This window comes from Mesorhizobium sp. Primo-A (genome assembly GCF_003997175.1).
GTDB lineage: Bacteria > Pseudomonadota > Alphaproteobacteria > Rhizobiales > Rhizobiaceae > Mesorhizobium > Mesorhizobium ciceri.
On record NZ_RZTG01000016.1, the window covers coordinates 105,578 to 124,446 of the forward strand.

Consider the following 18,869-nt stretch of genomic DNA (forward strand, 5'->3'; position numbering starts at 1 on the left):
TTAATGGGTTTCCTGCAGCGCCTGATCGACGTCTTTGGCGAGCGGGATCGCCGGTTGGGCGCCAGGTTTCAGGCAGGCCAGCGAGCCGGCCGCGCCGGCGCGCGCCAGCGCCTGTTCGAGCGTGAGGCCCGACGACAGGCTGGCGGCGAAATAGCCGCAGAACGTATCGCCGGCGCCGACCGTGTCGACGGGGACGATCTTGCGCGCAGCAACGGCCAGGAACTCGGTCGGTGTCGCCGCCATCACGCCATCGCCGCCGAGCGTGACGACGACGGTGCGGCCGGTCTTTCCGGCAAAGTCGCGCATGCGCACCGCCCGATCGCGGCCTTGCAGCGACAGCGCTTCGCCATACAGGTCGAACTCGGTTTCGTTGGCGACGACATAGTCGGCCTTGCCGAGAAAGCCGGCTGCTTGCGCCTGGAAAGGTGCTGTGTTGAGCACCGTGATGGCGCCGGCCGCCCTTGCCTGGTCGAGGGCGGCATCGACGGTGGCCAGCGGAATCTCATTTTGCAGCAGCACGACGTCGCCTTTTTTCAGAAAGGCCTTGGAGAGATCGCCGGGCACCACGGAAGCGTTGGCGCCCGGCACCACGGCGATGATGTTCTCGCCGTCGTCGGCGACCATGATCAGTGCCGTGCCGGTCGAGGCGTGAGTCTCGGCAACGCCGGACAGGTCGACCTTGCCGTCGCGCAGCAATGCCAGTGCCTCGGCGGCGAAGCTGTCCCTGCCGACGGCGCCGACCATGCGCACCGAGGCGCCGGCGCGTGCGGCGGCCAGGGCCTGGTTGGCGCCCTTGCCCCCGGGCGCGGTGGTGAAGGCCGAGCCGCCCACCGTCTCGCCGGGGCTCGGCAAGCGGTCGACCTTGGCGATAAGGTCGAGGTTGATCGAGCCGATGACGATAATCAAGCAGGGCCTCCTGGCAACGCAAATTCAAAATGCCGGAGCGTCTTCGTGCGTCCGGGCGAACGCAGATCGTTCCGATTGCGTGGAAGCTAACCTGTAAGGCCGCAGCTTGCCAGACCACGCGCATGGTCCAGCCCGATTTGAGTTGTCGCGGCCTTATTCGCAGCGCACGGTGACCGTGCCCTGATAGTTGCCGGCGGGAAAGATACCGCTCGACTTGGTGGCGGTGAGGTCGACCTGCATCGCGTGGGTGCCGTTGGCAACCCTCTGCGGCACACTTCCGTTGACATCGGCCCCCGAGCCATCGAGGCGGAAGACCGAAGCGAACGTCACGTTGGTGCCACCGCCGCTCGGCGCGGACGAGAATGCGGCAGGCGCCGGCGCCGAAACCGAATAGCAGTCAAGCAGGTTGAGTATTGAGCATAACAGGGAGCTTGCCACCACGGTGGCGCTGGCGCTCGATCCGCCTGCCTGTTTGGAGCCCAGTATGCTGATGGCGGGACTGGCCTTCATCGTTCCGGACGCCCCGACCATGATGGTGCAGGTGCCGATGATCGCCGCCTGCATCGGAAGGCAGGAACCGGCAAGTGCCGCCATCGCAAACAGCGCGCGGCTACTGCTTCTTCTTTTTCTTGCCATCGCCATTTCCGGTTCTGATGCTCCAGCCTTCGTTGGCCCACCCCGGTGATGCGGTCGCGGGAGCGGTGGCGGCAATACTCGCCGTCTGGCCGTCGGTGCCGAGGCCCATTTTGAGGAGCTTCAGCTCCAGCTGAAGGCGCTCGACCTCAAGCTCGTAGAGACGGCTGCAATCGACGCGCTTGGGCGTACGCCCGATGGGGATCACCACGCGGCCGTAAGTGGCGACATCATTGTCGGACTGGCTGTTGCCTCTGATGACGCCGAGATCGACATAGGCGCCGGAGCCGGAGACGGCGGAACGGCAAGTGGTGCCATCCGCGGCATGGACCTCGTCCTGGCCCTGGGGCAAGGTGACGCCGGGCAGGTTGAAGCCGCTTTCGTTCTGGTTGAGGTTGTAGACGTCCTCGGCCCCGGCCGGCGAGGCACCCGCCCAAACAGCCGCGAGCGCCAGTGTCAGGACTTGCGGCGCCCAAAAAACTTTCCGCATATCTGTGCCCTTATCTGCGTCTGTTGATTGGGAAAGGGGATGCTTTCGGTACAGATACGCACTTTACGCTCGGCAGCGCCGCCGAAAGGCACAACCACAAGGACAGAACGGGAGGCCTGGGAGGCCAGTTGGAAGACATTTGGAGAGACCCTGGCATCTACCGGCTGGAAATCCTGATCGTAGACGTGAATTTCGACCCGGATGTTGCGGTCGTAGGGATTGGCGGGGAAGACGCGAACCGCAAAGACGTCGGTGAAGCTGTTGATCTCGCCACGCATCGGCGACATCGACTGAGCCTTGGCGGCAACGGGCGCCAATCCGACGGCCAACGCCGTCGCCAGGATTCGAGCATGTTTCACGACCCCTCCTTCGCTCGCGTCATTCGCAGCGCAGCGTTACCGTTGCCTGATAATTGCCGTTGGCGAAGCGATTGCTGCCGCCCTTGGTTCCGGCAAGGTGAACCGAGACGAGATCTGCGCCGGGGGTGGTGATGCTGGTTGTCGAGCCGGTCTCGACGATGGAATGCGCGCCGGCGGCGGAGTAGGTGGGTGTCCAGGTCGTCGACGTGCTGTCGGCGGATGGCACCGTCATGGTGGTGACCGGGTCGACGCTCAGCGACACACCTCCGGTCGTCGTCAGCGTCACGGTTCCAGCCGAGCCGCCGCTGTTGTGGGAGCTCAGGGACTGGAGATCGGGACTGGCCGTCATCGTACCGTTGGTGGCAACGACCAGCGTGCAGGTGGGCGCGATCGTGCCGTTGAAGATGACATTCTGCGTCGTGGCCAACGCGGCCTCGTCGACGCTGGCAACCAGCAGAGCTGCGCCGCAGGCGGCGCGAAACAATGTCATCGAGACCTCCTATCAAGCCGGATCGTCCGGATTAATATGAGAGCATCATCACTTTATCGTGGTTAATTTAGAGTTACCTAAAATAACGCCTCAAAAATAACAACTACAGGAACCGGAGGTTGCCCTCGGTTGCAAAAGCGGAACCACAGCGTAAATAGCGCTTATACTTGATAGCGCCGATAGAACCATGTTTTTCTTCGCAATATCGAGAAAAATCGATATTACGATACCTGCCCGGCTTCCCAACCCAGAATGGCGCGCTTGCGGGTCAGGCCCCAATGATAACCGGTGAGGTCGCCTGATTTGCCGATGGCGCGGTGACAAGGCACCACGAAAGAGAGCGGATTGGCGCCGTTGGCCGCACCGACCGCACGGCTGGCGGACGGTGCGCCGATGCTGGCCGCAATCGAGGAATAGGTGCGGGCCTTGCCCATCGGGATCTTGAGCAGCGCCTCCCAGACGCGAACCTGGAAGTCGGTGCCGATCATGACGACATGCAGCGGCTGGTCGGGGCGCCACAGCGTCGGGTCGAAGATACGGGCGGCATAGGGGCCGGTGGCAGTCATGTCCTCGACGTAGATGGCGTTCGGCCAGCGGCTGGACATGTCGGCGAAGGCGGCGCGTTCCTCGCCGGGGTCGCTGAAGGCGAGGCCGGCGAGCCCGCGCTCGGTGGCCATGATCAGGGCGGTGCCGAACGGCGAGGAATGGAAGCCGTAGCGAATGGTGAGCCCGGCGCCGCGTGTCTTGTAGTCGCCCGGCGACATCGCCTCGTGCGTGACGAACAGGTCATGCAGCCGGCCGGGGCCGGACATGCCCAGTTCGAATGAGGTCTCGAGCAGAGGCATGCCGGAATCGAGCAGCCTGCGCGCATGGTCCAGTGTCACCGCCTGCAGGAAGGCCTTGGGCGACAGGCCGGCCCAGCGGGTGAAGAGTTTTTGCAGGCCGGTCGGCGTCTCGCCGACCTCCTCGGCCAGCTCTTCGAGGGAAGGCTGATCGCGATAGTCGAGACTGATCTTCTCGATGGCACGGCGCACGATCTCATAATCGCTGCCCTCAGGCGTGATGTCCTTTTTGAGGACTGCGGTGTGTGTGCTCATGGAACTGTCTCCTTGAGCCGGAATATCGCCCCTCGGGGCGTCGATCGCCACCCGAAACTTGCCTTCTTGCGGCGCATACCCGGATAGGCACCGGATTCGAGCCCAGGAATCGCTCGCGGCTGCCTCAGCGTGTCTTGGCGGGCGCCAGCGCGCGCGAAAAGGCGGTGGCAAAACTCTCGCGGGAATCGGGGTCCAGGAACGATCCGATCGGCACGTTCTGGCCTTCACCTTGCACCGTCATGCCTGTGATGCCGATCTCGGCGTGACGGGCCACCGAAAACCGCGCCCAGAACGGATTGAAGCGATGCGCTTCCGATTTCCCCGAGGGGGCTGTCTTGCGGATGTCGAGGCTGGTGCGCGAAACCGAGACTTCTTCGCGTGCGCGAGCGGCACGATAGTTGATGCGAAAGGCGATGTAGACGGCGGCCACGTCGAGGCCGAAGAAGCCGAACACCGGCCAGGCGCCGCGCGACAGGAAAAACGCGCCTGTCACCAGCCAGCCGAACAGCAGCGCGCCCATCAGGACGAAGAAGCCTGTCCGGCCCAGAGACCGGTGCGGGGTCAGTAGCGCCTGAAAGAATGGCTCGTCGGCCTGAAACGAGGCGTTTGTGTCGCTCATGAGGGGATATTATAGGAGGGAAATGGCAAGCCCCAAGTCCAAAGATTCTTCCCTGTCCAAAAAAGAGCCGTTGCCCGCACGACGCGATGGTTCGAACGCAAAGCCGCGCCCGCGGCCGGCGCGAAGCGCGTTACGCTACAGCCCGGCCGAAGTGAAAGAGATATTCCGGCGCTTTTCCGTCCAGCGGCCCGAGCCGAAGGGCGAGCTCGAACATGTCAACGCCTTCACGCTGCTGGTCGCGGTGGTGCTGTCGGCGCAAGCGACGGATGTAGGCGTCAACAAGGCGACGCGGGCGCTGTTCAGGGCCGCCGATACGCCGCACAAGATGCTGGCGCTGGGGGAAGCAAGGGTCGGCGAATATATCCGCACCATCGGGCTGTGGCGCAACAAGGCGAAGAATTTGATTGCGCTGTCGCAGGCGCTGATCCGCGACCATGGCGGCGAGGTACCCGATAATCGAGATGAATTGGTCAAGCTGCCCGGGGTCGGGCGCAAGACCGCCAATGTCGTGCTCAACATGGCCTTCGGCCAGCACACGATGGCGGTCGACACGCACATTCTTCGCATAGGCAACCGGCTCGGATTAGCGCCCGGCAAGACGCCGGAACAGGTCGAGCAGGGATTGTTGAAGATCATTCCGGACGAATATATGCGCCATGCACATCACTGGCTGATCCTGCATGGCCGCTACGTCTGCAAGGCGCGCAAGCCGGATTGCCCGGCCTGCGTCATCGCCGACATCTGCAAGGCCGAGGTCAAGACGACCGATGTGCCGGCACCGCTGGTGCCGATCGCACCGCTCGACCCGGTCGAAGAGGTTCAGGACCGAGGCGGAACGGCGGCGTAATTCAACTCTCCTCCACAAACACCTCTTCGCGCTTTTTCTTGACCGCCGGCAGGAAGACGACGGCGAGCACGGCGAGCGCTATGAGCAGCAGGCCGGCGCTGATCGGTCTGGTCACGAAGGTGCTCGGGTCGCCGCGCGAGAGAATCATGGCGCGGCGCAGATTTTCCTCGAGCAGCGGGCCGAGCACGAAGCCGAGCAGCAGCGGTGCCGGTTCGCAGCGCAGCTTGGTCAGGAGGTAGCCGAGGAAGCCGAAGAAGGCGACGGCGTAGAGATCATAGACGTTGCTGTTGACGCTGTAGACGCCGATCGAGCAGAACGCCATGATGATCGGGAAAAGCACGTAATAGGGGATCGTCAGCAGCTTCACCCAAAGCCCGATCAGCGGCAGGTTGAGGATGATCAGCATCAGATTGCCGATCCACATCGAGGCGATGATGCCCCAGAACAGCGCCGGCTGTTCGGTCGCGACATTGGGGCCGGGCACGATGCCCTGGATGATCATGGCGCCGATCATCAGCGCCATGACAGGGTTGGCCGGAATGCCCAGCGTCAGCATCGGGATGAAGGAAGTCTGCGCACCGGCATTGTTTGCCGATTCCGGTCCGGCGACGCCTTCGATGGCGCCCTTGCCGAACTCCTTCGGGTTTTTCGAGACGCGTTTTTCGACCGTGTAGGAGGCAAAGGCTGCCAGGATCGCGCCGCCTCCCGGCAGGATGCCGAGCGCTGAACCGATGATCGTTCCGCGCACGATGGGCGCTGCCATGCGCCGAAAGTCCTCGCGGGTCGGCATAAGGCCGGTGACCTTGCGGATCATCACGGAGCGCTCATCCTCGTTTTCGAGGTTGCGCAGGATCTCGGCGATGCCAAAGACACCGACCGCCACCGCAACGAAATTCAACCCGTCGGCATATTCCCGGATTCCAAGCGTGAAGCGCGGCGTGCCGGTGTAAATGTCGGTGCCGACAACGCCGAGCAGCAGGCCGAGCACGACCATGGCCAGCGCCTTGACGATCGAGCCGTGGGCGAGCGCGACGGACGAAACCAGGCCGACGATCATCAGCGAAAAATACTCGGCCGCGCCGAATTTCAGCGCGATCGCCGTCAGCGGCGGGGCAAAGATGGCGACGAGGAACGTCGAAACGGTGCCGGCAAAGAACGAGCCGATGGCCGCGATCGCGAGGGCCGCCCCGGCGCGGCCGTTCCTGGCCATCTGGTAGCCGTCGATCGCGGTGACGGCGGACGAGGATTCGCCGGGCATGTTGATGAGAATGGCGGTGGTCGAGCCGCCATATTGCGCACCGTAATAGATGCCGGCGAGCATGATGAGGGAGGAAACCGGGTCGCCGATCTGGAAGGTGATGGGCAAAAGCATGGCGATGGTCGCGGTGGCGCCGATGCCGGGCAGGACGCCGATCAGCGTGCCGAGAAGGACGCCGATCAGGCAGAAACCGAGGTTGGTCAGCGACGTCGCCGTCGAAAAGCCGAGCGCAAGGTTGTCGAGCAGATCCATGCTCATCGCCTTACGACACCAACCACGGGGCCAGCCACGGGCCGAAGCGGCGGAACGGCAGGCCGAGCGCGTAGCTGAAGACAAGGAATGCAAACAATGTCAGGCCGGCCGACAGCACGAGCGCGGTCAACGGCTTCATGCAGCGGCTGGCAAACGACGCGATCAGCGCCGTCAGGAAGATCGACGGGATGAATCCGAGGCCGCGCACCGTCAGGCCGAAGAAGATCGGAGCAGGCAGGATGAGCAGCATGCCGCGCCACGCAATATGCCCGACCGCTTCGCCCTCGACGCGTACAGCCTGGACGAGAATGACGGCGCCAAGCAGGACCAGCACGATCGCCAGGACCAGCGGAAAATAGCCTGGCCCCATGCGCAACGCGGTGCCGATTTCGAGGCCGAGCGATTGCAGCGCGAACCATGCGCCGAAACCGATGAACAGGGCGGCGCACAGGCCGTTGGCCCTGTCGATCGCGAAAGGTTTCATGATGGTTCTCCCAAGCCGCGGTGCGTAGCGGATGCCGAGCGAACAGGGGCGCCGGTGGCGCCCCTGTTCAAACCTCAGTCGGCATACTGGCCGGCGGCTTCGATGATCGGCTTCCAGCGCGCGATCTCACTTTCCAGCTTGGCCTTCAGTGCGGCGGGCGTCGCATCGGCCTCGGGCGATGGCTTGGTGCCGAGTTCGGCGAAGCGGGCCGCGACGTTCTGGTCCTTCAGCGCGACCTGAAGCGATTTCGACAGGCGTTCGGTGATCCCGGCCGGTGTGCCCTTGGGTGCATAGAGACCGTGCCAGATGCCGACCTGCACTTCGGGAAGGCCGCCTTCCACCGTCGTCGGGACGTCTTTCAGCACATCGAGGCGCTCCGGCGAGGTGACGGCATAGGCCTTGATGGTGCCGCCCTGGATCTGCTTGGTGGTGTTGGTCGTCTGGTCGCACATGATGTCGACCTGACCGCCGAGGAGATCGGTCATGGCCGGGCCGGTGCCCTTGTAGGGCACGGTGACCAGCGGCGTCTTGATGGCGCTCATGAACAGCATGCCGCACAGATGCGAGGCCGCACCGATGCCGGCATTGGCGACGGTTATGGAATCCTTGTTGGCCTTGGCGTACTCCACCAACCCCTTGAGATCGGTCGGCTCCAGGTCCTTGCGGCCGACGATGGTCATCGGCACCTCGGTGACGAGGCCGACATATTCGAAGGCGTTCAGCGTGTCGTAGGCGAGCTTTCTGTACAGCGTCGCACTTGTCGCCATGCCGATATGATGGAGCAGCAGCGTATAGCCGTCAGGCTCGGCGTTGGCGACGCGGCCGGCACCCAGCGTTCCGCCGGCGCCGCCGACATTCTCGACGATGACCTGCTGGCCGAGATCCTTCGACATCGCTTCGGCGACGAGGCGCGTGACCGTGTCGGTCGGACCGCCGGCGGCAAACGGTACCACAACGGTGATGGTTCGTTCAGGATAGGTCTGCGCGCTGGCCGCGAACCCATAAAGCGTGACGGCCGCGGCAGCAGCCAGAGCGGCGACAAATCTTCTCATCGTGATCTCCTCCCGGGATATGAATCTCCAACGCCGCGCGGATCTCCTCTCAACACCGGCTGCGCATGAAGCAACAACTAGGGCAAGCTAGCAAATAGCAACTGGGCGGCAAACTGCCGATATCCGCAAACATCCGCACTCGATGGGTGGATAATGTCGGAGGGTGATCGCCACCCTAGTAGCCGTAGCCGCGCGCCATCGCCGCGGCGAAGACCGGGATGAGCAGGAAGATGAAAGCTTCGGCGCGGATATAGGTCTTCACGGACGCAAGTTCGGTCGCCGGCACCTGGAACGAGGCATTGCCGCTCGCCTGCCTGTTCCAGGATATGAAGCGGACGGTCGGGATGATCGACAGCAGGCCGACAGCGCCGAACGCCGCTATCTTGGCCCAGAACACCCAGTTGTAGACGTAGAATTCCCAGCCCTTGAGGCCATAGAAGACGCGGCCGATGCCGACGACGATGATCAGCGCGGCGATGACGCCGTAATGGCGGTCGATGCCGGCGAGCCTCTTGAGCGTCGCAGCACCCAGATCGCCGCGGATCAGGACGAATTCGGCGCCGATGATCCCCGCCAGCGAAAACACCAGCAGATGATGGAAGATCGCAAGCACAAGATCGGTGGTATCCATGCTCTTTTCCCTGGGTTTGACGCCACCAATGCGCGCCTGAAAAAAGGTCGCGCTGGCGGGTGTTGAATCAGCCTGCGGTGAAAAATAACATCGTCGCGCAAAATTCCCATAGCGGCGCCTGGATGATGGGCCGTGTTGCCCTGGCCCCTTGCGCAGCACCGGCGATTTGCTAAGCGCTGGCGATCCGTGCGAGGCAGATCCCATGAACAATCCGCAAGCGACCAGTGCTCCTGTCATCGAAACGAAGCGAACCATCCTGCGGGCACACCGCCTGGATGATTTCGACACCTATGCCGCGATGTGGACCGATCCCGTCGTCACCCGCTTCATCGGCGGCAAGCCGCGCACGCGCGAAGAAAGCTGGATGCGCTTCCTGCGTCACGCCGGCCTGTGGTCGTTGCTTGGCTATGGCTTCTGGGCGATCGAGGAGAAGGCGACCGGGCGCTTCATCGGCGAGGCCGGGTTTCACGATCTGAAGCGCGACATGGAACCATCGATCGAAGGCATTCCCGAGGCCGGGTGGGCGCTGGTTCCGGCCGTGCACGGGGCGGGCTTCGCCACCGAGGTGGTTGGCCGCGTCCTGGCATGGGGCGAAGTGATTTTCGGGCGCGAGAAGACCGTCTGTATCATCGATCCGGAAAATGGCGCTTCGCTGAGGGTGGCTGCCAAGTGCGGTTACCGGGAAGTGGTAAAGACCACCTATCACGACGCTCCGACTATCCTGCTGGCGCGGTGACCTGAGCGGCGCGGCTGACCGCTGCGGGCGCCGGCATGATGGCACCTGTCGCCAGCAACGATGACGAAGCGGGCCGCGCCAAGAACCGCCGTGTGGTTCTGGTCAAGTTGAACTGGGCGAGCCTTCCAATCAGGCCGCATTCTACGGCAGGGCGTCCGCTGCCAGGCTTGCCTGCTCGAGCATTGAGGCGTCCTCGCCGAAGGCGCGGGTGGCGCGGGCCGCTGCCTCGAGCAGCGGACGCTTCATGCGCTGCAGAAAGGCCGCGTCGACGCGCGTGCTTGGTCCAGCCAGGGTCAAGGCGCCGAGCAGGACGCCCCCTGGCCCGAATACCGGCGCCGACACGCCCCCGGTCTCGGGGTCGCGGTCGCCGACGGCGAGACAGTTGCAGGTCTTGCGGATGGTCTCGTAGGGTTCGCCCTGCTGGCCCGAAAACGCTGCGAGCACGCGGCCGCCCGAGCCGAGCAGCAAAGGCAATACGTCGCCTTCGCGTATCGTGTAGCGGATCGGGTGCTTGGATTCGACGCGGTAAAGACAGGTGCGGACATCGCCCGAGCGAACGTAGAAGGCAACGCTTTCCCAGCTTCGCTCGGAAAGATCGCGCATGATCGGCAGCAGGATGTCGACCGCCACGACCGAACGCTGGTAGAGCGCACCGAGCCGAAACGTCGCGGGTCCGACGCGGTAGCGCCCATTGTCGAGGCGCTCGAGCAATCGTCCGCGCAAAAGGGAATTCGCAAGCCGCAGGATGGTGCTCTTGTAGAGGCCGGTGCGCGCCGCGATTTCGGCTAGGCTGAGCGACCGGTCCTCCGTGCTGAAGGCATCGAGGATGGCAATCGCCCGATCGAGTGCTGCAACACCTTCGGCGCGGTCGATTTCCGCATCTGCCGATTTGCTTGGCGAATCCATGGCGGTTCCAGTTTGAAGAAAGCCGAGCGACGCGACTGTGTCGCGCCGCCAAATCGTTCTGTCCAGTAGAATATCGTTTCCGTTGACAGAACTCCGTAACATCTGCTTGAAATCGATGACGGGTCTGGATGCAGGCGCGTTTTGGCGGGCACCGGAGGAGGTGTCGTGATTTGGAGGAATCCCATGCTGGACAGACGCAGATTTTTGATGAGCACCGCAGCCGTGGGTGCCGGGCTGATGACGTCGCATCTTTCTCCCGCTTTGGCCGAAGGCGCGCCCCAGATACAGCTCTTCGTGCCTGCCGCACCGGGTGGTGGCTGGGACCAGACGGCGCGCACGATCGACCAGGTGCTGCGCAGTGAAAAGCTCATCTCGGGTTCGCAGATCACCAATGTCGGCGGCGCCGGCGGGACTGTCGGGCTGCCGCAATTCATCAGCCAGTGGAACGGCAAAGGCAATTCCCTGATGGTTGCCGGCATGGTCATGGTTGGCGCCATCATTGCCAACAAGGCCGCCAACAATCTGACGCAGGTCACCCCGATCGCCCGCCTTACCGGCGAGTTCGAGGCCTTGGTCGTGCCGGCGGAGTCGCCGTTCAAGACGGCCGCTGATTTCGTCGCCGCGCTCAAGGCCGATCCGACAAAGGTTCCTGTCGCCGGCGGCTCCGCAGGCGGTTCCGATCACATCCTGTTCGGCCTGATTGCCAAGACTGTCGGCGTGCCGGCGACAAACCTGTCCTACGTGCCGTTCGCCGGCGGCGGTGAGGCGTTGTCGGCGCTGCTCGGCAACCAGGTCGCGGCCGGCATCTCCGGCTTTGGCGAGTTCTCCGAGCAGGTCAAGGCGGGCGCGCTGCGGCTGCTCGCCATCTCGGCAGACAAGCGCCAGGACGGCATCGATGCGCCGACGCTGAAGGAGGCCGGCATCGATGTCGAACTGTTCAACTGGCGCGGCGTCTTCGCACCGCCGGGTATTTCCGACGCCGACAAGGCAGCGATGATCACCCTGATCGAGACCATGGCCAAGAGCGACGCGTGGGCGACCGAATGCAAGAACCGCAACTGGACGCCGATCCTGCTCACCGGCGACGACTATGCGAAGTTCGTCACCGAGGATTCAGCCCGCATCGAGGCGATCCTGAAGGATCTCGGGCTCGCCTGATCCATCGTCATAGGGGCGGCGCAGGTCGCCCCTTCTCGCATGAAATGCAAGCCGGCATGACCCTGCGGTGGGGAGCAAGCATGCGGCGCCGGGCATTTCCGCCAACCATACTTGGCCAGCTCTCCTGGGGAGGACAATCATGAGCACCAGCGACCAGCAGGCGGCGCCGTCGCGGCTTGCCGTGCCGGAATTGTTGATAGGCATCGGGCTCCTGGCCTGCGCCGGCGCCGTCGCCTGGCAGACGCTGGCGATCCCGGTGTCGCCGCTCTACTCCAAGGTCGGCCCGACCGTCTTTCCCTACCTTACCATGGTTGGCCTGGTGGTACTTTCGCTGTTGCTCATCCTTGCCGCGCTTCGCGGCGGCTGGCAGCCGGAGGAGGAAAAGGAGACGCCGACCGACTGGAAGGCAATGGGCTTCGTCGTTATCGGCCTGATCGCCAATCTGCTGCTCATCCAACCGCTCGGCTTCACGGCGGCATCCGTCATCATGTTCGTGCTCGTCTGCTACGGCTTCGGCAGCAAGCGTACGCTGCGGGACGTCGTGCTCGGCCTTATCCTGGCGCTGGCCGCCTATTTCGGCTTCGCCAGGGCGCTCGGCGTCAACATCGGTGCCGGTTTCATCGAGAACCAGCTGAACACGGTCATCGATGCGTTCATCACCATGTTGAGGGGCTGACGCCATGGAAACGCTCGGACATCTGGCACATGGCTTCTCGGTCGCCTTCACCCCGGTCAACCTTCTGTGGTGCCTGCTCGGCACCACGCTTGGTACCGCCATCGGTGTGCTGCCCGGTCTTGGGCCGGCGCTGACCATCGCGCTGCTTTTGCCGATCACCTATCAGGTGGCGCCGGAGGCATCCTTCATCCTGTTTGCCGGCATCTATTACGGCGCCATGTACGGCGGCTCGACGACGTCGATCCTGCTCAACACGCCCGGCGAAAGCGCCACCATCGTCACCGCGCTGGAAGGCAACAGGATGGCGCGTTCCGGCCGCGGCGGTGCAGCCCTCGCCACTTCGGCGATCGGCTCGTTCGTCGCCGGCACGATCGGCACGATGGGCGTCGCTTTCCTGGCGCCGGTGGTGGTCAAATTCGCGCTGGCCTTCGGTCCGGCCGAATATTTCTCGCTGATGGTGCTGGCCTTCATCACCGTCTCGGCGGTGCTCGGCTCGTCTTCCGTTCGCGGCCTGACCAGCCTGTTCGCAGGCTTCGTCATCGGCATGATCGGCGTCGACCTGCAGACCGGCCAGCCGCGCTTCACCTTCGGCATGACCGAACTGCTCGACGGCGTCGACGTCATCATCGCCGCCGTTGGCCTGTTTGCGGTCGGCGAGACGCTGTACATGGCCTCGCGCCGCTATGCCGGCAAGGACGAGATCGTGCCGCTGAAGGGCTCGCTCTACATGACGGCGGCCGAGTGGGGGCGTTCGTGGAAACCCTGGCTACGCGGCGCCGCGATCGGCTTCCCGATCGGCGCCATGCCGGCGGGCGGCGCCGAAATCCCGACTTTCCTGTCCTATGCCATCGAAAAGAAGCTGTCGAAGCACAAGCAGGAGTTCGGCACGGTCGGCGCCATCGAAGGCGTTGCCGGCCCCGAGGCCGCCAACAATGCGTCCGCAGCCGGCGTGCTGGTGCCGATGCTGACGCTTGGCCTGCCGACCTCGGCGACGGCGGCGATCATGCTGTCGGCGTTCCAGAGCTACGGCATCAATCCCGGACCACTGCTTTTGACGACCCAGGGCGACCTCGTCTGGGGGCTGATCGCCAGCCTGTTCATCGCCAACGTCATCCTGGTCATCCTCAACCTGCCGCTGATCGGGCTGTGGGTGCGGCTGCTGAAAATCCCGGCGCCGCAGCTCTATGCCGGCATCCTGGTGTTCGCCACGGTCGGCACCTATGGCATTTCGCAATCGCCCATCGACCTCGTCATCCTCTATCTGCTGGGGGCCGCCGGTTTCCTGATGCGGCGGTTCGATTTTCCGACCGCGCCTGTCATCATCGGCATGATCCTTGGGCCGCTCGCCGAAACCCAGTTCCGCCGGGCGATGACTATCTCGAATGGCGACTGGTCCGTGTTCTACACCCACAAACTGTCGCTGACACTGCTGACGCTCGCCTTCATCGGTCTCGCCGGCCCGCATATCTGGGCCTTCATCGAGCATCGTCGTCGGCGCGGACCGGAGCATGTGCCCGGCGATGCCTGATCGATCCCTGATGCCATGACAGAACTGCTTTCCGGTATTCGCGTCCTCGACCTGACCAATGTCCTGGCCGGTCCCTACTGTGCCTATCAGCTGGCGCTGCTGGGCGCCGACGTGATCAAGGTCGAGGCGCCGCAAGGCGGCGACCTCGCCCGCCAGCTCGGCGGCTCGGCAAAGCTGAACAGCGCCGGCATGGGCGCCTCGTTCCTGGCTCAGAACGCCGGCAAACGGTCGGTTGTGCTCGACCTCAAGAAGCAAGCCGATCGCGAGCGCTTTTTCGATCTGGTGGCCAGCGCCGACGCACTGGTGGAGAATTTCCGCCCCGGCGTGATGGATCGGCTGGGGCTTGGCTACGAGGCACTGAAGACGGTCCGTCCGGGCCTCGTCTATTGCGCGATATCGGGTTTCGGCCAGACCGGGCCAATGCGCGACAATCCCGCCTATGACCAGATCATCCAGGGCCTGTCTGGGATCATGAGCATCACCGGCACACCGGAAGCGGCGCCGCTGCGGGTCGGCTATCCCGTCGCCGATACGCTTGGCGGACTGGTCGGCGCGTTCGCCATCGCCTCGGCGCTGGTGCGGCAGAAGACGAGCGGCGAGGGTGCCTTTCTCGACGTTTCGATGCTCGAATGCACACTTTCCGCACTTGGCTGGCCGGTTTCCAACTATCTGACCGCAGGTATCGACCCCATGCCGATGGGCAACGAGAACATGACGGCGGCACCCTCCGGTGCGTTTCGCACCGGCGACGGGCTCATCAACATCGCTGCCAACAAGCAGGAGCAGTTCGTGGCGCTGTGCCGGCTGATCGGCCGGCCGGAATTGGCTTCCGATGTCCGCTATGCAGAGCGCGAGACGCGCAAGCGCAACCGTGCGGCGCTTAAAGTCGAGATCGAGGACGCCCTGGCGGGCGCCTCGGCGGCGGCCTGGGAAGAGACGCTCAATCGCGCCGGCGTGCCTGCCGGCAGGGTGCTGACGATCCCGCAAGTGCTGGCCGAGCCCCAAGTCCTCGAGCGCCAGGTGACCGCGCATTTCGACGATGTGGCTGGCATGAAGAAGCCGCTGACCGTTTTGCGCGGCGGCTTCATGGTCGATGGCGAGGCGCCCTTGCCGACAAAGCCGCCGCCGGCGCTCGGCGAACATATGAGCGAGGTGTTCGCCGACCTGCCGCCCCGCACCAGGACAAAGGCACGCGCATGAGCGGCACGGAGAAGAAGACGGGCCGTGAGCGCGGCGAGGAATGGTGGCAGACCGACATCATCGAGATGCGGCCAGGTGTCATCCGGCTGCGTGGCTACGAGATCCAGGATCTGATCGGCCGCGTCAGCTTTCCGGCTGTCATCTGGCTGATGCTGCGCGGCGAACTGCCCAGCGAGGACCAGGCAGAATTGCTCGGCATTGCCTTGGCTGCCGCCGTCGACCATGGACCGCAGGCGCCATCGATTGCCATCGCGCGCATGGCTGCAACCTGCGGCGTCGGTATCAACAGCGCCATGGCCTCGGCCATCAACGTTCTCGGCGACGTGCATGGAGGCGCCGGCGAGCAGGCGCTTTCCTTTTATGGTGACATTGCCGTGGCGATTGATGCCGGGATGACGCTGAATGAGGCGGTCTCGGCGCGGCTCGACCGGTTCTTCGCCGAGGAGAAGGGCTATGTGCCGGGGCTCGGACATCGCTTCCATCCCGTCGACCCGCGCGCGCCGCGCTTGCTGGAACTGACCCGCGAATTTGCCGCACGCGGTGCCGTCAATGGGCGTTTCGCCGATATCGCCGAAGCGGTCGAGGCGGATGTCGAACGCCGCAAGGGGAAAAAAATACCCCTCAACATCGATGGCGCCACCGCCGTCATCTATGGCGAACTCGGTTTTCCGCCGCCGCTGACGCGAGGGCTTTTCGTGCTGTCGCGCTCGGTCGGCATCCTGGCGCATGCCTGGGAGCAGTCGCAGCAGGCCGAGCGAAACAAGGGGCCGCTGCCGCGCGAGTGGCTGTGGGCCTATACCGGCACGCCGGTGCGGCCGTTTCCCGAAAGCGATGACCCCGGCGAGTGAGGCTCTACGCCTGGTCCACCTGCACAGGGATCTTCAGCGTCTTCACCAACGTTGAAAGATCCGGCTCGTCGATGAGCATGGCCGCATCGGCTGGCGCCAGCCAGGCCCGCTGGCGTCGTTTGGCTTCCTGCCAGTCGGCCAGTTCCTCGCTCACCTCGAGCAGGTAGACGATGACGTCGACGCGGACAAAGCGATTTGCCAGCCGCTTCCAGTAGGAATAGGTGCCCGCCGGCTGCTTCAGCGTCTTGCCGAGCACGCCGGCTTCCTCCTGCGCCTCGATGGTGGCCGCCTTGCGTCCGCTCTTGCCCTTCATCGGCCAGCCCTTGGGGACGATGAAGCGCCTGGTGGTACGCGACGTGACCAGCATCACCTCGATATCGCCACGCGCGGTCAGCCGGAAGGGAATAGCCGCCACCTGGCGGATTCTCTCGCCCTTCTTTGCCTTGCGTACGGCCTTTTTCTTGGTGGCTGCCATTCGTCAATCCAGTCGATGCAATGCCGCATAGCGCGACAAGGCGTCGTTGCAAAACCAAAACTTTCGCATGTGCCAACGACACTCGAAATACATAAGTCGGCTAAATAAACGAAAAAGGCCTTGATGTCAGCGGCAATTGCTCACGGCGGTGGTGCCGATTATCTGTGTCTGGCAGCTTGGCTTGAGCTGCTGCACGACCGGTGGCGGTTGCTGAAAGATCTGGCGGTCCTGGGCGCGATTCTGCTGCTGTTGCTGTTGATATTGCTGCCGCTGTATCCTGTTTTGCAGGATTTGCAGGTCGTTCTGCCGGATCAGCGCATTGTTGCCGGTAGCGGGATTGAGCGCTTGCGCGGAAGCCGGCAGGCAAACGCCCGCCAGCACTGCCGTGGCCAGCATTGCCACTGTGAAGATCGTTGATGGCCGAAGTGCCGACATCCGTTCATTCCCGCGCAAAAACTCTGTCCTTTGATATAGGGCGTTTGCGCGTCGATGCCATGGCCAGCGGGTCGAGTATCACGAAATCGGGCGGTCCAATCGCTTTGTTCTGCGATTTCGGCCGCGAAACGGCAGATAGTCATCATATGATGACTATGAAACGTCGGTGGCTTTGGTCAGTGTTCCCCACGTAAATTTTTGGTTTCATCCGGCATAAGTTAATGTATTCTAATTGAGTCAGAGCTCCGCAAGTGGGAATACGGATGCCCTGTTTTAATGCATTGAACCTTATTGCACAGTGCCGGCATCCTTATTGCAATTGCATGAGCAGAGCATAGCGGTGGCGTCGGACTCAAGCAGGCATTGAGGCGCGCCCCCGTAAAATGGGGGGTAAGTGCATGGCTTTGTTCACAGAGCGCGTTGCCGTATTGTCGTGCGCATCGGCCGACGACGGTTCAGCCAGGGCATGTTCTGAGGAAGTTCTTCGTGATGCCGCGGCGACTCAGAAGGGTTTGCCCGGCCGGCCGAATCAATGTCTCGCCACTCTGCCCAAACGGATAGCTCGATTGCTTTGCGCTACGGCACTGGTGGGGCTGGTCTTTCCTTACGCTCAATCTCCGGCCCATGCGCAGCAATTGTCCATCAATACGGATGGTGCACCGGGCGACAATGGTGATGACGGAATCGGTACTGCTGACGCCGGAGATGGCCATTCGCCGGTGGCGCCGGCTACGGGAACGAATAGTGTCGGCCGCACGACCTCCGGGGAGGCCGCTTTCGTTGGCAGCGCCCGGGGTGGGCGCGGCGGCGATGGCGGCTCGGCTGTCCATGCAACAGCCGTCCCGCCTTTTGTGGAGATCAAGGGTGGTAAAGGCGGCGATGGCGCCAAGGGCGGAACCGTCGATATAACAAACAACGCATCTGGCGCCCTCGAAACATCGGGGGACAATGCTCCCGGCATATCGGGCGACGCCAGCGGTGGGGATGGTGGTAACGGCGCATGGGCATTCGCCATCGCGGTAGGCGGTAAGGGCGGCGTCGGCGGGCGGGGTGGCGATGGCGGCACGGCGACCGTGACCACTACGATCGAAAGCAATATCATCACGCACGGGGTCAATTCGAACGGCATCACCGTCAATTCCAGCGGAGGGCGCGGCGGCAATGGCGGCTTGGGCGCTGCGATCGGTGCCGGCAAGGGTGGCAATGGCGGCAATGGCGGTTTCGGCGGTGACGCGAAAGGCGATAATGCCGGCTCCATTTCCACGGACGGGGCTTTCTCGAAGGGTATGCTTGTGCGGTCGGCGGGCGGCGTTGCCGGTGATGGTGCAAGTGGTTTCGGTATCGTGGGTAACGGCGGCAATGGGGGCGTGCCGACAATCGGCGGCAATGCCGAGGGGATAAATTCCGGGACCATCACAACTCGGGGAGATTTTGCCAGCGGCATGGTCGTGCAGTCGGTGGGCGGTGGCGGCGGCGACGGCGGTGGCGGTCTAGGTCTGTTCGGCGGTGGCGGCGCGGGTACGGATGGCAATGACGGCCGGGCAGCCACGGGGACCAACACCGGCAACATCACCACCAGTGGCCTGGGCGCCATCGGCATGCTGGTCGAGTCGGTGGGCGGCGGCGGCGGCGATGGCGGCGGCGCCATCGGTCTCGTGTCGATCGGTGGCAAGGCAAGCGGTGGCGGCCAGGGCGATACGGCGACCGGCAATATTGGCGGCGTCATCAAGACCGGCGTCGATGGAAGCGGCGGCGACGGCGCGCATGGCATTCTGATCCAGTCGGTCGG

21 protein-coding genes and 2 pseudogenes are annotated in these 18,869 nt (G+C 63.8%); 9 read left to right on the forward strand and 14 right to left on the reverse strand.

What is annotated here, in order from left to right:
- From EOC83_RS27165 to EOC83_RS27195, 7 genes are all read right to left on the reverse strand, one after another.
- Nucleotides 1–906: a ribokinase gene (locus tag EOC83_RS27165; protein ID WP_063169004.1), complete on the reverse strand. Its 906-nt coding sequence runs from the start codon at nucleotides 904–906 to the stop codon at nucleotides 1–3.
- 153 nt (nucleotides 907–1,059) lie between these two features.
- Complete coding sequence (locus EOC83_RS27170) at nucleotides 1,060–1,542, reverse strand: hypothetical protein (RefSeq protein ID WP_027161333.1); 483 nt, start codon at nucleotides 1,540–1,542, stop codon at nucleotides 1,060–1,062.
- Complete coding sequence (locus EOC83_RS27175) at nucleotides 1,517–2,029, reverse strand: hypothetical protein (protein WP_027161334.1); 513 nt, start codon at nucleotides 2,027–2,029, stop codon at nucleotides 1,517–1,519. Before EOC83_RS27175 ends, EOC83_RS27170 begins: the two co-directional genes overlap by 26 nt.
- On the reverse strand, nucleotides 1,996–2,388 hold the full coding sequence (locus tag EOC83_RS27180) for a hypothetical protein (protein WP_027161335.1): 393 nt from the start codon (nucleotides 2,386–2,388) through the stop codon (nucleotides 1,996–1,998). The genes EOC83_RS27175 and EOC83_RS27180 overlap by 34 nt, the downstream gene beginning before the upstream one ends.
- A gap of 19 nt (nucleotides 2,389–2,407) precedes the next feature.
- Complete coding sequence (locus EOC83_RS27185) at nucleotides 2,408–2,878, reverse strand: hypothetical protein (RefSeq protein WP_027161336.1); 471 nt, start codon at nucleotides 2,876–2,878, stop codon at nucleotides 2,408–2,410.
- A gap of 221 nt (nucleotides 2,879–3,099) precedes the next feature.
- Nucleotides 3,100–3,975: a bifunctional helix-turn-helix domain-containing protein/methylated-DNA--[protein]-cysteine S-methyltransferase gene (locus EOC83_RS27190; RefSeq protein ID WP_024502817.1), complete on the reverse strand. Its 876-nt coding sequence runs from the start codon at nucleotides 3,973–3,975 to the stop codon at nucleotides 3,100–3,102.
- 124 nt (nucleotides 3,976–4,099) lie between these two features.
- A complete protein-coding gene (locus EOC83_RS27195) occupies nucleotides 4,100–4,594 on the reverse strand; it encodes a DUF2244 domain-containing protein (RefSeq protein WP_063169003.1) in 495 nt (164 codons plus the stop codon).
- Nucleotides 4,595–4,616: 22 nt separating this feature from the next.
- On the opposite strand from EOC83_RS27195, the gene nth reads away from it, so the two are divergent.
- A complete protein-coding gene (gene nth, locus EOC83_RS27200; protein WP_063169002.1) occupies nucleotides 4,617–5,441 on the forward strand; it encodes an endonuclease III in 825 nt (274 codons plus the stop codon).
- 1 nt (nucleotide 5,442) lies between these two features.
- Here the strand turns inward: nth and EOC83_RS27205 are convergent, their stop codons facing one another.
- The 4 genes from EOC83_RS27205 to EOC83_RS27220 form a co-directional block, all read right to left on the reverse strand.
- Nucleotides 5,443–6,951: a tripartite tricarboxylate transporter permease gene (locus EOC83_RS27205; RefSeq protein ID WP_063169001.1), complete on the reverse strand. Its 1,509-nt coding sequence runs from the start codon at nucleotides 6,949–6,951 to the stop codon at nucleotides 5,443–5,445.
- Nucleotides 6,952–6,961: 10 nt separating this feature from the next.
- On the reverse strand, nucleotides 6,962–7,435 hold the full coding sequence (locus EOC83_RS27210; protein ID WP_063169000.1) for a tripartite tricarboxylate transporter TctB family protein: 474 nt from the start codon (nucleotides 7,433–7,435) through the stop codon (nucleotides 6,962–6,964).
- Between the two features lie 74 nt (nucleotides 7,436–7,509).
- Entirely contained in the window at nucleotides 7,510–8,487 is a 978-nt protein-coding gene (locus EOC83_RS27215; protein ID WP_063168999.1) for a tripartite tricarboxylate transporter substrate-binding protein, read from the reverse strand.
- A gap of 175 nt (nucleotides 8,488–8,662) precedes the next feature.
- Entirely contained in the window at nucleotides 8,663–9,118 is a 456-nt protein-coding gene (locus EOC83_RS27220; protein WP_024502811.1) for a DUF2214 family protein, read from the reverse strand.
- A 202-nt stretch (nucleotides 9,119–9,320) separates the two neighbouring features.
- Here EOC83_RS27220 and EOC83_RS27225 point away from each other — a divergent pair, with 202 nt between their 5' ends.
- Both EOC83_RS27225 and EOC83_RS33335 read left to right on the forward strand, forming a co-directional pair.
- On the forward strand, nucleotides 9,321–9,854 hold the full coding sequence (locus EOC83_RS27225; RefSeq protein WP_013529609.1) for a GNAT family N-acetyltransferase: 534 nt from the start codon (nucleotides 9,321–9,323) through the stop codon (nucleotides 9,852–9,854).
- A gap of 5 nt (nucleotides 9,855–9,859) precedes the next feature.
- Nucleotides 9,860–9,961, forward strand: a pseudogene (locus EOC83_RS33335) (DUF4892 domain-containing protein); the annotation flags it as partial.
- Between the two features lie 34 nt (nucleotides 9,962–9,995).
- Here EOC83_RS33335 and EOC83_RS27235 read toward each other — a convergent pair.
- A complete protein-coding gene (locus EOC83_RS27235; protein WP_013529610.1) occupies nucleotides 9,996–10,760 on the reverse strand; it encodes an IclR family transcriptional regulator in 765 nt (254 codons plus the stop codon).
- A gap of 183 nt (nucleotides 10,761–10,943) precedes the next feature.
- Between EOC83_RS27235 and EOC83_RS27240 the strand changes: the two genes are divergently transcribed.
- The 5 genes from EOC83_RS27240 (at nucleotide 10,944) to EOC83_RS27260 (ending at nucleotide 16,170) form a co-directional block, all read left to right on the forward strand.
- Nucleotides 10,944–11,918, forward strand: coding sequence for a tripartite tricarboxylate transporter substrate-binding protein (locus EOC83_RS27240; protein WP_013529611.1), 975 nt, complete (start codon nucleotides 10,944–10,946; stop codon nucleotides 11,916–11,918).
- 139 nt (nucleotides 11,919–12,057) lie between these two features.
- Complete coding sequence (locus EOC83_RS27245) at nucleotides 12,058–12,594, forward strand: tripartite tricarboxylate transporter TctB family protein (protein WP_063168998.1); 537 nt, start codon at nucleotides 12,058–12,060, stop codon at nucleotides 12,592–12,594.
- Between the two features lie 4 nt (nucleotides 12,595–12,598).
- Nucleotides 12,599–14,122 carry a tripartite tricarboxylate transporter permease gene (locus tag EOC83_RS27250; protein WP_013529613.1) on the forward strand — a complete coding sequence of 508 codons (1,524 nt, stop codon included), beginning with the start codon at nucleotides 12,599–12,601 and terminating at the stop codon, nucleotides 14,120–14,122.
- Nucleotides 14,123–14,137: 15 nt separating this feature from the next.
- Nucleotides 14,138–15,322, forward strand: a complete 1,185-nt coding sequence (locus EOC83_RS27255; protein ID WP_063168997.1) for a CoA transferase — start codon at nucleotides 14,138–14,140, stop codon at nucleotides 15,320–15,322.
- Nucleotides 15,319–16,170 carry a citryl-CoA lyase gene (locus tag EOC83_RS27260; protein ID WP_063168996.1) on the forward strand — a complete coding sequence of 284 codons (852 nt, stop codon included), beginning with the start codon at nucleotides 15,319–15,321 and terminating at the stop codon, nucleotides 16,168–16,170. Before EOC83_RS27255 ends, EOC83_RS27260 begins: the two co-directional genes overlap by 4 nt.
- Nucleotides 16,171–16,174: 4 nt before the next feature.
- Here the strand turns inward: EOC83_RS27260 and EOC83_RS27265 are convergent, their stop codons facing one another.
- Nucleotides 16,175–16,645, reverse strand: coding sequence for an NUDIX hydrolase (locus EOC83_RS27265; RefSeq protein WP_013529616.1), 471 nt, complete (start codon nucleotides 16,643–16,645; stop codon nucleotides 16,175–16,177).
- 126 nt (nucleotides 16,646–16,771) lie between these two features.
- A complete protein-coding gene (locus EOC83_RS27270; RefSeq protein ID WP_013529617.1) occupies nucleotides 16,772–17,080 on the reverse strand; it encodes a hypothetical protein in 309 nt (102 codons plus the stop codon).
- Between the two features lie 398 nt (nucleotides 17,081–17,478).
- Between EOC83_RS27270 and EOC83_RS27275 the strand changes: the two are divergent.
- Nucleotides 17,479–18,869: pseudogene (locus EOC83_RS27275) on the forward strand (autotransporter outer membrane beta-barrel domain-containing protein); the annotation flags it as partial.